General features: G+C 62.2%; 15 protein-coding genes and 1 tRNA gene. 4 read left to right on the top strand and 12 right to left on the bottom strand.

Going from position 1 to position 13,291, the window contains the following annotated elements; translation table 11 throughout:
• Nucleotide 1 precedes the first annotated feature (1 nt).
• Entirely contained in the window at nucleotides 2–505 is a 504-nt protein-coding gene (gene coaD / locus B0B13_RS11035) for a pantetheine-phosphate adenylyltransferase (protein WP_041753866.1), read from the top strand.
• Between the two features lie 207 nt (nucleotides 506–712).
• Nucleotides 713–985 carry a YfhL family 4Fe-4S dicluster ferredoxin gene (locus tag B0B13_RS11030; RefSeq protein WP_013436365.1) on the top strand — a complete coding sequence of 91 codons (273 nt, stop codon included), beginning with the start codon at nucleotides 713–715 and terminating at the stop codon, nucleotides 983–985.
• A gap of 56 nt (nucleotides 986–1,041) precedes the next feature.
• On the opposite strand, the gene pth is transcribed toward B0B13_RS11030, so the two are convergent.
• The 7 genes from pth to B0B13_RS10995 all read right to left on the bottom strand — a co-directional run bounded on the left by pth (nucleotide 1,042) and on the right by B0B13_RS10995 (nucleotide 7,210).
• The gene (gene pth, locus B0B13_RS11025; RefSeq protein WP_076797279.1) at nucleotides 1,042–1,641 is read right to left on the bottom strand and encodes an aminoacyl-tRNA hydrolase; all 600 of its coding nucleotides are present in this window, start codon (nucleotides 1,639–1,641) and stop codon (nucleotides 1,042–1,044) included.
• Nucleotides 1,642–1,815: 174 nt separating this feature from the next.
• Nucleotides 1,816–2,433 carry a 50S ribosomal protein L25/general stress protein Ctc gene (locus tag B0B13_RS11020; RefSeq protein ID WP_076786036.1) on the bottom strand — a complete coding sequence of 206 codons (618 nt, stop codon included), beginning with the start codon at nucleotides 2,431–2,433 and terminating at the stop codon, nucleotides 1,816–1,818.
• A gap of 186 nt (nucleotides 2,434–2,619) precedes the next feature.
• Complete coding sequence (locus B0B13_RS11015; RefSeq protein WP_076786037.1) at nucleotides 2,620–3,573, bottom strand: ribose-phosphate pyrophosphokinase; 954 nt, start codon at nucleotides 3,571–3,573, stop codon at nucleotides 2,620–2,622.
• Between the two features lie 81 nt (nucleotides 3,574–3,654).
• Nucleotides 3,655–3,731, bottom strand: a tRNA-Gln gene (locus B0B13_RS11010).
• 52 nt (nucleotides 3,732–3,783) lie between these two features.
• On the bottom strand, nucleotides 3,784–4,686 hold the full coding sequence (gene ispE / locus B0B13_RS11005) for a 4-(cytidine 5'-diphospho)-2-C-methyl-D-erythritol kinase (protein WP_076796372.1): 903 nt from the start codon (nucleotides 4,684–4,686) through the stop codon (nucleotides 3,784–3,786).
• Nucleotides 4,687–4,721: 35 nt separating this feature from the next.
• The gene (lolB, locus tag B0B13_RS11000) at nucleotides 4,722–5,309 is read right to left on the bottom strand and encodes a lipoprotein insertase outer membrane protein LolB (RefSeq protein WP_076787650.1); all 588 of its coding nucleotides are present in this window, start codon (nucleotides 5,307–5,309) and stop codon (nucleotides 4,722–4,724) included.
• A gap of 110 nt (nucleotides 5,310–5,419) precedes the next feature.
• The gene (locus B0B13_RS10995) at nucleotides 5,420–7,210 is read right to left on the bottom strand and encodes a tetratricopeptide repeat protein (protein ID WP_076796370.1); all 1,791 of its coding nucleotides are present in this window, start codon (nucleotides 7,208–7,210) and stop codon (nucleotides 5,420–5,422) included.
• 91 nt (nucleotides 7,211–7,301) lie between these two features.
• On the opposite strand from B0B13_RS10995, the gene mutM reads away from it, so the two are divergent.
• A complete protein-coding gene (gene mutM, locus B0B13_RS10990) occupies nucleotides 7,302–8,132 on the top strand; it encodes a bifunctional DNA-formamidopyrimidine glycosylase/DNA-(apurinic or apyrimidinic site) lyase (protein WP_076786040.1) in 831 nt (276 codons plus the stop codon).
• 84 nt (nucleotides 8,133–8,216) lie between these two features.
• On the top strand, nucleotides 8,217–9,296 hold the full coding sequence (locus B0B13_RS10985; protein ID WP_237574001.1) for an A/G-specific adenine glycosylase: 1,080 nt from the start codon (nucleotides 8,217–8,219) through the stop codon (nucleotides 9,294–9,296).
• Between the two features lie 55 nt (nucleotides 9,297–9,351).
• Here the strand turns inward: B0B13_RS10985 and B0B13_RS10980 are convergent, their stop codons facing one another.
• The 5 genes from B0B13_RS10980 to hpf form a co-directional block, all read right to left on the bottom strand.
• A complete protein-coding gene (locus B0B13_RS10980) occupies nucleotides 9,352–9,990 on the bottom strand; it encodes an LON peptidase substrate-binding domain-containing protein (protein WP_076786042.1) in 639 nt (212 codons plus the stop codon).
• A gap of 24 nt (nucleotides 9,991–10,014) precedes the next feature.
• Nucleotides 10,015–10,929: an RNase adapter RapZ gene (rapZ, locus tag B0B13_RS10975; protein ID WP_076797278.1), complete on the bottom strand. Its 915-nt coding sequence runs from the start codon at nucleotides 10,927–10,929 to the stop codon at nucleotides 10,015–10,017.
• Between the two features lie 53 nt (nucleotides 10,930–10,982).
• Nucleotides 10,983–11,951 (bottom strand): HPr(Ser) kinase/phosphatase, encoded by a 969-nt coding sequence (gene hprK / locus B0B13_RS10970; RefSeq protein ID WP_041754506.1) that lies wholly within the window; start codon nucleotides 11,949–11,951, stop codon nucleotides 10,983–10,985.
• A gap of 97 nt (nucleotides 11,952–12,048) precedes the next feature.
• A complete protein-coding gene (gene ptsN / locus B0B13_RS10965) occupies nucleotides 12,049–12,504 on the bottom strand; it encodes a PTS IIA-like nitrogen regulatory protein PtsN (protein ID WP_076796362.1) in 456 nt (151 codons plus the stop codon).
• A gap of 253 nt (nucleotides 12,505–12,757) precedes the next feature.
• Nucleotides 12,758–13,108 carry a ribosome hibernation-promoting factor, HPF/YfiA family gene (gene hpf / locus B0B13_RS10960; RefSeq protein ID WP_076786045.1) on the bottom strand — a complete coding sequence of 117 codons (351 nt, stop codon included), beginning with the start codon at nucleotides 13,106–13,108 and terminating at the stop codon, nucleotides 12,758–12,760.
• Nucleotides 13,109–13,291: the final 183 nt, after the last annotated feature.

Below are 13,291 nucleotides of genomic sequence, written 5' to 3'. Positions count from 1 at the left end.
GATGGTAGTTGCGGTCTATCCCGGTACGTTCGATCCGCTCACTCGCGGTCATGAAGATCTTGTGCGCCGTGCTTCGAGCATTTTCGACACGCTGGTGGTCGGAGTCGCCGACAGTCGCAACAAGAAGCCGTTTTTCTCGTTGCAGGAGCGTTTGGACATCGCGCAGGAGGTGCTGGGTCACTATCCGAACGTGAAGGTGATGAGTTTTGCGGGGTTGCTCAAGGACTTTGTCCGCGCCAATAATGCCCGGGTGATCGTGCGCGGCCTGCGTGCGGTGTCGGACTTCGAATATGAGTTTCAGATGGCGGGAATGAACCGCTATCTGCTGCCGGACGTCGAAACGATGTTCATGACGCCGTCTGATCAATATCAATTCATTTCGGGCACGATCGTGCGGGAAATCGCGCAGTTAGGCGGTGACGTCAGCAAATTCGTGTTTCCTTCGGTGGAGAGGTGGCTCAAGGACAAGGTCGCCGGGGCCTCTCGGGCCGCGGCCGGCGGTTGAATTACCGCTTGCACTACTGACGCAGCGGCAGCGGTATTGTCGAAGCGGCGCGGTCTATCGCACCTGACTCGGAGGCCACCGAGCGGACGTTCTTACTTTGCACGGACCGGGCATTCTCACGTTACGCTGACATGCAATGTTGCGCAGCCGAGAAGCAGGCCAGAAAAGTTATAATGTGTTGTTTTTTCTCGGAAAGTTGGTGGCCGTATGGCTTTGATGATTACCGACGAGTGCATCAATTGTGACGTTTGCGAGCCCGAGTGCCCGAACGGCGCGATTTCGATGGGGCCGGAAATCTATCTGATCGATCCGGATAAATGCACCGAGTGCATCGGTCATTTCGACGAGCCGCAATGTGTTCAGGTGTGTCCCGTCGAATGTATCCCGGTGAATCCCGAGCGGGTTGAGACCCGCGAGCAGCTAATGGACAAGTATCGCGCGCTGATGACGGTCGATGAGCGCGCCGACGGTGAGCGCTGAGCCACCCCGCGCCAATCTAATTGTCCTGTGCCGCCGTTGCGGCTTCTCTATCGTACTTAAGCGCGGTGAAGTTGCATCATTGCGCGTTCCATTTCCCCGCTGACAATCAGCGGCATCACCGCGAGACTTTTGTCGGTGGCTGCGTCGATAAGTTGCTGTTCTTCCTTGCGCGGCGGTTTCAGCACGAAATTGACCACGTCAGGTTTGGCGCCCGCGCGCGCGCCCTCCGGAATCAGCTCCCGCGGATGGCCAATGCCGATACGCAGACGCCAATATTGCTGCGTTGACAGATGAGCGGAAATATCCTTCAAGCCGTTGTGTCCGCCACTGCCGCCGCCTAACTTCAGTTTCGCGACGCCCGGCGGCAAATCCAACTCGTCATGAACGACGAGGATGGATTGGGGCAGAATCTTGAAGAACTGTGCCACTGCCACCACGGACAACCCAGACCGGTTCATAAACGTTTGGGGTTGCAGCAAGTGGATTTCCTCGCCGTGCAGGCGCACCTTCACATAGGCGCCGTGAAAGCGCCGCTCGTCGCGCAGCGTGGCGCCTGCTTTGTGTGCGAGCTGGTCGATGAACCAGAATCCCGCGTTATGCCGCGTGGCCGCATATTCAGCGCCCGGATTGCCGAGTCCGACGATCAACTTGATCATGATGGTCGTGCCACTCGTGAATTCAGTTAAAAAAACCCGCCGGGCATGGCCTCGGCGGGTCACTTCGTCCCGCTGATCCGACTTCGTTGCATCGTACCGGCGGATCGAGAGGATCGATTCTACTATGTGACGGGCACGCAGCATTGCGTCCCCGTATGCAGTGTCCGTACTGCGTTATGCAGCCGGCGTGCCGCCTTCTGACGATTCACCTGCTTCATCTGATACCGCGCCAGCAGGTAGCGTCGCCGACACGATCACCGGGTTTTCCTGCTCGACGTGCGGCGTCAGTTCAACCCCGGCCGGCAGCTTGACATCCTTCGCGTGCAACGACTGGTTCAACCCGAAGTTGGCCAGGTCGACTTCGATGAACTCGGGCAGGTTGCCCGGCAGGCACGATACTTCGATTTCGTTCAGCACGTGCGTAATCACGCCGCCACCGAGTTTCACCGCCGGCGAGCCTTCCTGGTTCATGTAGTGCAGCGGGACCTTCACCGTGATTTTCGTCTTTGCGTCGACACGCTGGAAGTCCACGTGCAGCACCATTCGACGGAACGGATGATATTGGACGTCGCGCAGCAGTACTTGTTCGGTCGCACCGGCGATCTCGAGATCGAGAATCGACGAATGAAATGCTTCTTTGTTCAGCGCGTGGTACAGCGCATTATGGTCCAACTCGATCAACTTCGGTTCGGTGCCAGCGCCGTACACGATTCCCGGCGTCTTGCCGGCATTGCGCAGGCGGCGGCTCGCACCCGTTCCCTGCTGGCTACGCTCGAAAGCGACTACTTTCATGTTGTCTCTCCAATGACTGCCCGCGACCAGGCAGTGGGTCCGGGCAAATTGCCCGGGTCATCAAAACGGGACCATCGAATCCGACACGGATCCCGTCGGTCCCGAAATACGCGGCGCGCGTTCGTAACTGCGCACCACGGGCTGGCAGTGCCACTCGAGGGCGGCCTTGCCGGAATACAGCTATTCTTAATGTTCGGCGAACAGCGACATCACCGAGTCGCCGCGGCGAATCCGCGAGAAAGTTTCAGCCAGCAGGCCGGCGCATGACAACGCGCGAATCCGCGAGCATTCCAGTGCCTCCTTGCCCAGCGGAATCGTGTCCGTCACGACCAGCTCATCGAGCGCTGAGTCCGCGATGCGCTGGATCGCGCCACCGGACAGCACCGGGTGCGTCGCATACGCGAACACTTTCTTCGCGCCGCGCTCTTTCAGCACTTGTGCGGCCTTGCACAGTGTGCCGGCAGTGTCGACCATGTCATCCATGATCACGCACGTGCGACCCTCAACTTCGCCGATGATGTTCATCACCTCGGCGACGTTCGCCTTCGGGCGGCGTTTGTCGATGATCGCCAGATCGGTGTTCAGCTGCTTTGCCAGCGCGCGCGCGCGTACCACGCCGCCGACGTCCGGCGACACGACCAGCAGCTTGTCGTACGCTTGCTTGCGCAGGTCGCCGAGCAGCACCGGCGTCGCGTAGATATTGTCAACCGGAATGTCGAAGAAACCTTGGATCTGATCGGCATGCAGATCCATCGTGATGATCCGTTCGACACCGGCGATTTCCAGCATGTTGGCGACGACCTTCGCGGAAATCGCAACGCGCGCCGAGCGCGGGCGGCGGTCCTGCCGCGCATAGCCGAAGTAGGGGATGGCTGCCGTGATCCGTCCGGCCGATGCGCGTTTGAGCGCGTCGACCATAATCATCAATTCCATCAGGTTGTCGTTCGTCGGCGCGCAGGTGGACTGCAAGACGAATACATCCTTGCCGCGGACGTTCTCTTGGATCTCGACCTGGATTTCTCCGTCCGAGAAGCGGCTGACCATCGCTTTGCCAAGAGGAATACCCAGGGTCTTGACGACTTCCTGTGCAAGCGAGGGATTCGCGTTGCCAGTAAATACCATCAGGCCGTCACTGTTCATCGTGCACCTGCTACTCGGGGGGCGTGGCATGGGATGGAGCGTGTGGCGCTAGGGCAAGATCATGCCCGCGCTATGGGTAACTGGCAGGGGAGGAAGGACTCGAACCCTCGAATGCCGGAATCAAAATCCGGTGCCTTAACCAACTTGGCGACTCCCCTACACGAACCGTCTGCCTGGTCGGGACTCGCGAACCCGACACGGCGAAACCTTTTATGACGCAAAAGTGTACAACGGATGGCGGTCCAGACTCGATGCTATCGCACTTTGCCAGCCGGCAGGGAGCTTTGCTTGCGCCAACTCCGCTTGCGCCCTGCTGGGAAATGCTGCGAATACACTCGCACCCGATCCCGTCATACGGGCGGGCGCGATTGTCGAAAACCAATCCAACACTTGCGCCACTTCTGCATATTTTCCCGCGACAACCGGCTGCATGTCGTTTCGACCAAAATGATCTGGCCAACCCGCCTCGCTTGCCTTATTGTCATCAGCGATGTTTTGCCGTGCAAGAAAGTCCATAATTGTGATGTGTTTGGTGTCTCTTGTCAATGCCTCGGAGCGGAAAATTTCAGCGGTCGGCACATGTACCGCGGGTTTAACCACCAGGAACGTGCGTGTTGGCAGCTGAACCGGTTGCAGTTGCTCGCCCACGCCTTGCGCAAAGGCATTGCGCCCGAACACGAAGAACGGCACGTCGGCGCCCAGTTCTAGTGCCAGGGCTTGCAGCGTCGCGCGCGGCAGATACAGCCGCCACAGCCGGTTCAACGCGAGCAGCGTGGTTGCCGCATCCGAGCTGCCGCCCCCGATGCCGGCTCCCATCGGCAGGCGCTTGTCGATGTCGATCTCCACACCGTAGCGACAACCGCTGCGCTGTTGCAACAGCTTTGCCGCTCGAACGCTTAGATCGGCCTGCTCGGGGACCCCGTCCAGTGGCCGCAGGTGGCGCACCGTGCCATCGTCGCGGCGCCGGAAATGCAGCACGTCGCTCCAGTCCAGCAACTGGAACACCGTCTGTAGCTCGTGATACCCGTCCTCGCGGCGGCCAGTCACATGTAGGAAAAGGTTGAGCTTCGCGGGGGCTGCGCAGTCGCGCAGTATGTCTTCGGTTTCAGTCATGGGGGTTCATCACGCCGTGGATGCCTGTGCGCGGCTTATTGGTCCAGTACGAGTTTGACCGACAGCGGTGGCGCCTGCCGCGTCAGGTTTACGCGCTTGACGCGGCTTACCGGCGCGGCGACGTACGCTAGGTATTCAATCGTCCAACCGTCCTGCTCGACGCGGCTCAGGCGGCCGGCGCCGTCGGTCGCCGTCCAGGCGCGCGAGTCTGGCGACACGGATGGCTGCAACCAGTAGCGCAGCCCTTCGACCGGCAGTGAGAAGCCCAGCGTGCCCTGCATTAGCTCGGATACGCTTGGCGCCATCTGTGGCGCTTTGTTGGGCAATTCGAGGGTGGCCAATCCTGGTGCCGACGCGACGATGGCCAGCGTCTGACCGAGCGGGCTCAGCAATTGCAGCTTGACGGTTTGGCCGGCTTCCTGCCAATCAAAATTGCCATACGCGTTGCGCGGCTGCCCATTTTGGTCCTCGTAGCTGACCGCGAAGCGTCCATGGTACGCGTGCACGGTTTGCCCGGCCTGCGCGCTGCCTGTGCCGGCAACGGGCGCAGTGGGCCGCTGTTGTGGCGTCACACAGGCGCTCAGCAGCGCAGCGAGCCCGAGCGCGCCACACCCGTGGCGCATGGCGCGCGACTGCCGCAGGCCGCCAGCAGCGCAGCGCAACACGCGGCGAACAGACGAAACACAACGAGCAGGCCGGGCGCGCACGTCGGCCAGTAGTGGAACTTGGTTCATCACAGGTCGTCGATCTGGAAGCGTTTCAGCGTCTTGACCAGCGTGTCGTTGTGCGGTTCCAGCTTCCGTGCGTCGCGCCACGCCGCGCGGGCCTGGTCACGATCGCCATTTTCCCACAGCACCTCGCCTAGATGCGCGCCAATCTCCGCGTTCGGCTGCAAGTTGTACGCGCGACGCAGCACCTTCACCGCACCAGCCTTGTCGCCGAGCCGATACTTGATCCAGCCGACGCTGTCCATGATGAATGCATCGTCCGGTGCCAGCGACGATGCTTTTTCGATCAGCTGATTGGCCTCGTCCAGCCGCTGGTTGCGGTCCGCGAGCGAATAGCCGAGTGCGTTATAAGCCTGCGGGTTTTCCGGTTGCAGCCGGATTAGATCGCGCAATTGCTTTTCCATTACGTCGTAGTGACCGTTGCGCTCGGCGGCCATCGCGTAGTCGTAGGCCAGGTCCGGATCGTCCGGAAACGCCTTAGCCGCTTGCGCGAGCCGCGCCTCGGCTTGGGCATAGCGCTTGGCGTCAAACAAGATCGCGCTGTCGGTACGCGCGATCAGCGCCGCTTCGCGCGGCGTCATCGGCTTGAGTTCGGCGAGCAGGTTGCGTGCGTCGTCGACCTTGCCCTCGCGGGCGATGATCTGCGCGCGCGTGATTTGTCCCGCCAGGTGTTGCGTGCTTCCGGGCGAGATCTTGTCCAGCCATTGCGACGCAGCCTGGTCATCCTTTTGCTCGAGCGCGATCTGTGCCAGATAGAGGTACGCTTGGCCCGGATCGGCGTTTGGCTGACGCTGCGCGGCCGCGACGTACCGTTGCAGGTATTGCTTCGCGCTCGACCAGTGCCGCTGCTGGATCTCGATCAGCGCGAGCGCCATCAACGGCAGCAGGTCGTGGCTGTCGTCATTGGCCAGTCGCGTGAACTCGATTTTCGCGTCGTCCAGCTGATCGCTGGCCAGATACAACTGGGCCAGCGACATCCGCGCCTCGCGCGCCTGCGGATTCTTACGCACGTATTGCGACAGCCGCTGCGTGGCCTCCGCGCGATCCTGTGGGCCGAGCTGCGCGAGCAGTAGCACTGCGGGCAGGAAGTCGGGCTTTTCCTTCAGCGCGACTTGCAGCGACTGGCGCGCGCCATCGCGGTCCTGCGTAAGTGCCTGCTGTCGGGCGATCGCGTAGTTCGCCTCTGGCTTGTCCATGTCGTGACGCAACAAACTCTGCAGCACATGCAGGCCCGACGTGCGGTTCGGGCCGCGCGCCAGCAGCATTTGCACCCCGATTAGCGCATTGGCACGATTATCCGGCGCAACCTTCGCCAATTGCTGCTCCAGCAGCGGCTTGGCTTCCTCGGGCTTGCCAGCCAGCACCAGCAGCGAGGCATCGATTTGCGCGGCACGATCCGACTGGGGCGCGTACTGTTGCCACAGCTGTGCCGCGTTCAGCGCGTCGACCGGGCTTTGCGCAAGCAGCGCGATTTCCGTGGCGCGCTGCGCGAAGCGCGGGTCCATCGTGTCGCGGGCCAATGCCAGGTAAGTCTGGTAGGCCGGTGCGGGCTGGTTGCGCTGCAGCGCAACCTCGGCGGCCAGCACCTGGTAGACCACCTGGCTGGTCAGCGGCAGGCGCGGCAGCGCCTTCTGCTCATCGGGCGTTGGCGTGCTGATGATATCGGTCAATTCCGGCGAGTCGTTGTCCTGCGCGGCGGTGGGCCGTGTGAGCACGAGCGAGACGGCGAGCAACGCGGCAGCCGCCGCCGGGCGTGCTGGGCCTCGGTGGAGCAGCTTGGCAAGAAGCAGGTTCATGGAAATCCAGTCAATGTTTCGATGGATTGTAACGCGGTGGCTACAATAGTGGGCGTGGACCACGGTGTGTCCACCTGCCTGCCTATTAGACATGCCAGAACTGCCGGAAGTTGAAGTGACGCGACGCGGAATTGAACCGTATGTCGCTGGACGACGCGTGCAGCGCGTCGAGGTGCGTAATGTTGCGCTGCGCTGGCCGGTGCCGGCCACGCTGGCGCGCGAGCTTGAGCAACGCGTGATCCACAAAGTGGAACGGCGCGGCAAGTACCTGCTGTTCGAGCTGGACGACGGATGGCTCATCGTGCACCTGGGGATGACCGGTACGCTGCGCGTGCTGCACAACCTGCCCGCGTTGCCGCCCGCCGCCCAGCACGATCATATCGACTGGGTCTTCGATGAGTTCGTGTTGCGTTTTCGCGACCCGCGTCGCTTCGGTGCGGTGTTGTGGCATCCGCGCGCGTCGGGCGGCGTGCTCGAGCATCCTTTATTGGCCAGCCTTGGAGTCGAGCCTTTTTCGAGCGCATTTTCGGGCACGCTGCTGCATCGTCGCACGCGTGGGCGCACGGTGTCGATCAAACAGGCGCTGCTGGCCGGCGACATCGTCGTCGGCGTGGGCAACATCTATGCATCCGAGAGTCTGTTTCGCGCCGGCATTCGGCCGAGTACGCCGGCGGGACGCGTGTCGCTGCCGCGCTATGAACTGCTGGCCGACGCTATTCGCGCGACACTGGCGGCGGCAATCGACAAGGGTGGCAGTACGTTGCGCGACTTTGTCGGCAGCCACGGCGAGAGCGGTTATTTCCAACTCGACTATTTCGTCTATGATCGGGCCGGCCTGCCTTGCCATGCTTGCGGTGTACCGATCCGGCACATCGTGCAAGGACAGCGCTCGACCTATTACTGCACGCGCTGCCAGCGCTGAATCGACCCCTTGGAGGCCAACATAGAACCAGCTGACTTCGCGCCGCGCCTGATCGCGTGGCAGCATACGCATGGGCGGCACGACCTGCCGTGGCAGCGCAGCCGGGACCCATATCGAGTCTGGCTGTCGGAGATCATGCTGCAGCAAACGCAGGTCTCGACGGTGATTCCGTATTATTCGAGGTTCCTCGCACGCTTTCCTCACGTTCACGCATTGGCGGCTGCCGCGGCTGACGACGTGATGGCGCTATGGAGTGGACTGGGATACTACACTCGCGCGCGCAACCTGCACCGGTGCGCGCAGGTCGTCGTCCAGCAGTATGGCGGCGCGTTCCCGCAGACTGTTGAGCAACTCGCGGCACTGCCGGGAATCGGCCGTTCGACGGCGGCGGCGATTGCCGCCTTCTCGTTCGGCGTGCGCTCGCCGATCCTGGATGGCAATGTCAAGCGGGTGCTCGCGCGGATTTTTGGGATTGACGGCTTTCCGGGCGACAAGCGCGTAGAGACCGCGATGTGGGCGCTAGCTGAGTCGTTGCTGCCGACGGCCGGTGACGCATCCGACAAGGCGTCCGGGAAGGCGTCCAATGACGCAGCCGATAGCGTACGCCAGCGCGATGGCGCACCGGTCGAGCCCATCGTGGCGTATACGCAAGGACTGATGGACCTGGGAGCGACGCTGTGCGTACGGGGCCGGCCAGATTGCGGTCGCTGCCCGTTTGCGCACGCGTGTGTGGCCAATCTGACGGGCCGACAGCGTGAACTGCCGGCCGCTAGGCCCAAAAAGCCCGTGCCGACACGCCGCATAATGATGCTGGTGCTGCGCAGTGCCGATCAGGTGCTGCTCGAGAAACGCCCGCCGTTGGGCATTTGGGGCGGGCTCTGGAGCTTGCCCGAGGCGCCGGACGTGGACGCGCTTGCCGCGCGTGCGGCGCAACTCGGCGGTGCGCCGGTCGTGCTGGCGCCGCTTGCCCCGCTGGCGCATACGTTCACACATTTTCGCCTCGAAATCGAGCCACGGCTCGCGCAACTGGTGGACGAACCGCGGGCCGCAGTGCGCGACGCGCAGGCGGACACTGCATGGGTGCGGCTGGATGCCATCGGCGACTATGGCTTGCCCGCGCCGGTGCGCAAGCTGCTCGATGCGCTGGACGGAACGTTGTTGTAGCCCAAGTTACAGCAGTGGGTGATGCAGGTTACAGCAGTGGAGTGGGTAGAGCAGGCTACAGCAGTTGGTGCTGCAGCATGTAGTGGTGCACGACGTCGATCCGCGCGCCGGCATCGAGGACTTCCATTAGTTTTTGCCGCGCGCGCGCGGAGACCGGCAGGACCTCGGCGAGCCGGTTGGATACCCAGCTTGGATCGTCGAATGCGTACGGCTCGATGAATGGCAGATTGCCCGGGCTGCGCTCGGACAGCGTGGCAACGATTCGCTCGAGCACCTCTGCGCACGCGCCGAACTTCGCGACGCGCTCGTCGCCGTTCAGCGGGCGGTCCTCGGGCAGTAACTGCACCTGGCCGCGTAGCAAGCCGTTGGGCTCAGTCCGATGCGACAACAACCGGAAGCGGCGTGTGCCTCGGGCGCGGATATGCATCAGGCCGAAACGCTCCACGTCGCAATCGACAATCTCGGCCAGGCAGCCGATCGATTCGGGTACTGGCGGCTCGTCCTGCTGGATCACTTCACTGCCGCTCTTGAGCAAGCATACGCCGAACGGCGCATGATCGCGCAGGCAGTCACGGGTCATGTCCTGGTAGCGGGCCTCGAACACCTTCAACGGCAGCAGGCCACCAGGAAACAGCACCGTGCGCAACGGGAACAGAGGCAGCTTAGCAAGGGTATCGGATGGGACAGTTGACATACGTTCGTGCTCGGTTTGGCGCGGCTAGCCGGACGCTCGGGCCGATGTACTGGCAAACGACGCGCTGTCACCATGCGCGCCGGCGATCTCGCGATGCCGCACCAGCACGTTTGCGGCGCTTGCGAAGCGCGCGGCGAGTGCCTCGGCAATGTAGACGGAGCGATGCTGCCCGCCGGTGCAGCCGATCGCCACGGTCAGGTACGCACGATTGTCGTCGCAGAAATGCGGCAACCACTTGGACAGGTACTCGGCGATATCGTCGATCATCGTGCCGACCAGCGGCGTGGCGGCAAGAAAGTCGATCACCGGCCGATCGAGTCCCGTCAGCGGCCGCAGCTCCCGGTCATAATAGGGATTAGGCAGAGTCCGCGCGTCGAATACCAGATCGGCGTCCAGCGGAATGCCACGCTTGAAGCCGAACGACTGGAACATTAGCGCGAGACCGGTCTGATCGTGTTCGATGAACTGCTTGACCCAGGCGCGCAGCGTGTTTGCGCGCAGGCTGCTGGTGTCAATCTGGTGCCCGAATTCCGCCAGATTGGCCACCAGCTCCCGTTCGTGCTCGATTGCATCGGCCAGCGAAGCCTGTATGCCATCGAGCGCGTCGTCCACCATTGACGCGGACAGCGGGTGCTTGCGGCGCGTTTCGGAGAATCGCTGGATGAGTGATTGCGTGCTCGCATTCAAGAACAGCACGCGAACGTCGTGGGTGTGGCCAAGTGCACGGATAATTTCCGGCATTTCGTCCAGCGAGCGCGCCGAGCGCGCGTCGATCGCGACGCCGAGTCGCGCCTGTCCCTCTCGGGACAGGAACGCCACGAGTTCCGGCAGGAACCGTGGCGGTAGGTTGTCGACGCAGTAGTAGCCGGCATCCTCGAGCGCCGCGAGTGCCACCGATTTGCCAGACCCGGACATGCCGGTGATCAAGATGATTCGCATCGAGTCAGGGTTCATGCGTTTCATCATAGCAGCGCTGCAGTGCTTCGGGCCGCTCAGATTAGCTTGCCTGGAAATTGTCCGTCCGGATCCTGCATCGCGAGCCGCTGGCGCTCCATAAAATCGCGCAATGTATCGATGCCGCGCAATTGCAGAATCGTATTGCGCACGGCGGCTTCGACCAGCACGGCCAGGTTGCGGCCGGCCGCAACCTGGATCGTGACCTTGCTGATTGGCAAGCCCAGCACGTCAACCGTTTGGCTTTCTAGCGGCAGGCGTTGGAATTCGCCGTCGGGGCGGCGCACCAGCTGTACAATCAGCTTGAGCTTCATTTTTCGGCGCACCGCGGTTTCGCCGAAAATCGTCTTGATGTCGAGCAGCCCGAGTCCGCGTACCTCCAGCAAGTTCTGCAGTAGCGGCGGGCAGCGGCCTTCGACGAAATCTGGGCCGAGCCGCACGAAGTCGACCGCATCATCTGCGACCAGCCCGTGGCCGCGGCTGATCAGCTCCAGCCCCAGTTCGCTCTTGCCCAGCCCCGAGTCGCCAGTCAGCAGCACCCCCATGCCGAGGATGTCGAGGAACACGCCGTGCAGCGTTGCGCGCGGCGCCAGGATACGCGACATGTATAGCCGCAAGCTGTCGATCACGGCGGCGGCGGACATCGGCGTGGTGAACAGCGGCGTCGAGGAGCGCGTGCAGCGAAGCACCAACTCCGGCGGCGCCGCTACGCCGCCGGCCACGACCAGGAACGGCGGTTCAAGGGCGATCAGCTCGGCCATGTTACGCGAGCGATCCTCATCGCTTTGCCGCTGATAGTAGTTGACCTCGGCTTCGCCCAGCACCTGGATCCGGTTCGGATGGATCAGGTTCAAGTGGCCGACCAGATCGGCGCTGGAGGTCGCATTGGCGACGGTTTCCGTTGAGAAACCGCGGTCCCAGCCTTCATGACCCGTCAGCCAACTTAGCTTCAGCGAAGCGGCGTTGTCGTCGAAGATGCTTTGCGCGTTGATGCTGGACGTATCCATGGTGGCCTTCTCGGGTTGCGTCGCGCGGCGCTGCTCATCGCGGTGTGCGACGCATGCGCTTGAATCTATTGTGTTAGAAGCGCACGCGTCGCGGCGATTAGGGTTGCCACTGAGTCAGCAGTTGGTGCAGCGCGCCACGGTCCGGCTCGGTGGACAGACTCTTGCGCGCTTGCTGGTCCGACAATAGTTGTGCGATCTCGGACAGGATTTCGAGATGTTGCTGCGTCGCCTGTTCTGGCACAAGCAGGAAGATCAGCAATTGGACCGGCTGGCCGTCCGGCGACTCAAACGGAATGGGTTCGGCAAGCCGCACAAATGCCGCCAGCGGCTGCTTCAGCCCCTTAATGCGCCCATGCGGGATCGCCACGCCTTCGCCCAGACCGGTCGAGCCGAGCCGTTCGCGCGCAAACAGGTTATCGGTGACGACGCTACGGGCAATGCCGTTTTGATTTTCAAAGATCAGGCCGGCTTGTTCGAAAACCCGCTTCTTGCTGGTCACGGACAGACCCAGCACGACATTCTCAATGGGCAGGATTTTAGCTAGACGATTCATAGGGACAGGCGAAAAGCAATTGTATCGCGCACGGGCTGTCGGCCAGCACTGGGGGCCGCGCGACGACTCACGGCAGACGCTTTCCGGCTGATGATTTTATAGGTGGCAACTATGGTAACCAAAGCATTATAGATCAGGCGAGTTGCGTATGGTGCAACGCGCCAACGCGGGTCCGGTCTACGCGATACAATGGTGCGGGTAATGAAAAAGCCGCCCGGTGCGGGCGGCTTGCCAACGCGGACCCGATCCGCGCTCAGGGTGCCGGTTGCTCGGGAACAGGCACGTACTTGATCGCCTCATGCTGGTGGCCTTGCAGCCGGCCCTTGTAACGCAATACCTGACGGTCGAGTTTGTCGATCAGCATGTCGATCGCCGCGTACAGGTCGCCATTCGCGCTCTCGACAAAGATGTCCTTGCCCTTCAGGTGCAGGTTGACCTCCACCCTTTGCCGTTTTTCCTTTTCCTTGTGATTGTCCACGGCCAGTAGCACAGTGCCATCGATCACCTGGTCAAAATGCCTGAGCACTCGGTCGAGCTTCGCGACCACATATTCGCGCAGGGCGGGCGTGACGTCCAGGTGGTGTCCACTGATCTTCAGATTCATAGCTGCCTCTCCGTGCTCAATAGCCGCTGGCGCAAAGGCATGATCCGGCGCCGCTCGAGCCTCGTCCCGCGTGTGGCGTGCACCCCGTTGTGACGAAAAAGGTGTGGCGGGCCGATATCGGCCGGCTCCTGAGCATATTCTATCTAAGCGCCGCGGCCGGTAAACGCCCACCGCAACATGCAG

Source organism: Burkholderia sp. b14 (genome assembly GCF_900156195.1).
In the GTDB taxonomy this organism is placed as follows: Bacteria; Pseudomonadota; Gammaproteobacteria; order Burkholderiales; family Burkholderiaceae; genus Mycetohabitans.
This window is presented reverse-complemented; position numbering and strand designations above follow the sequence as displayed.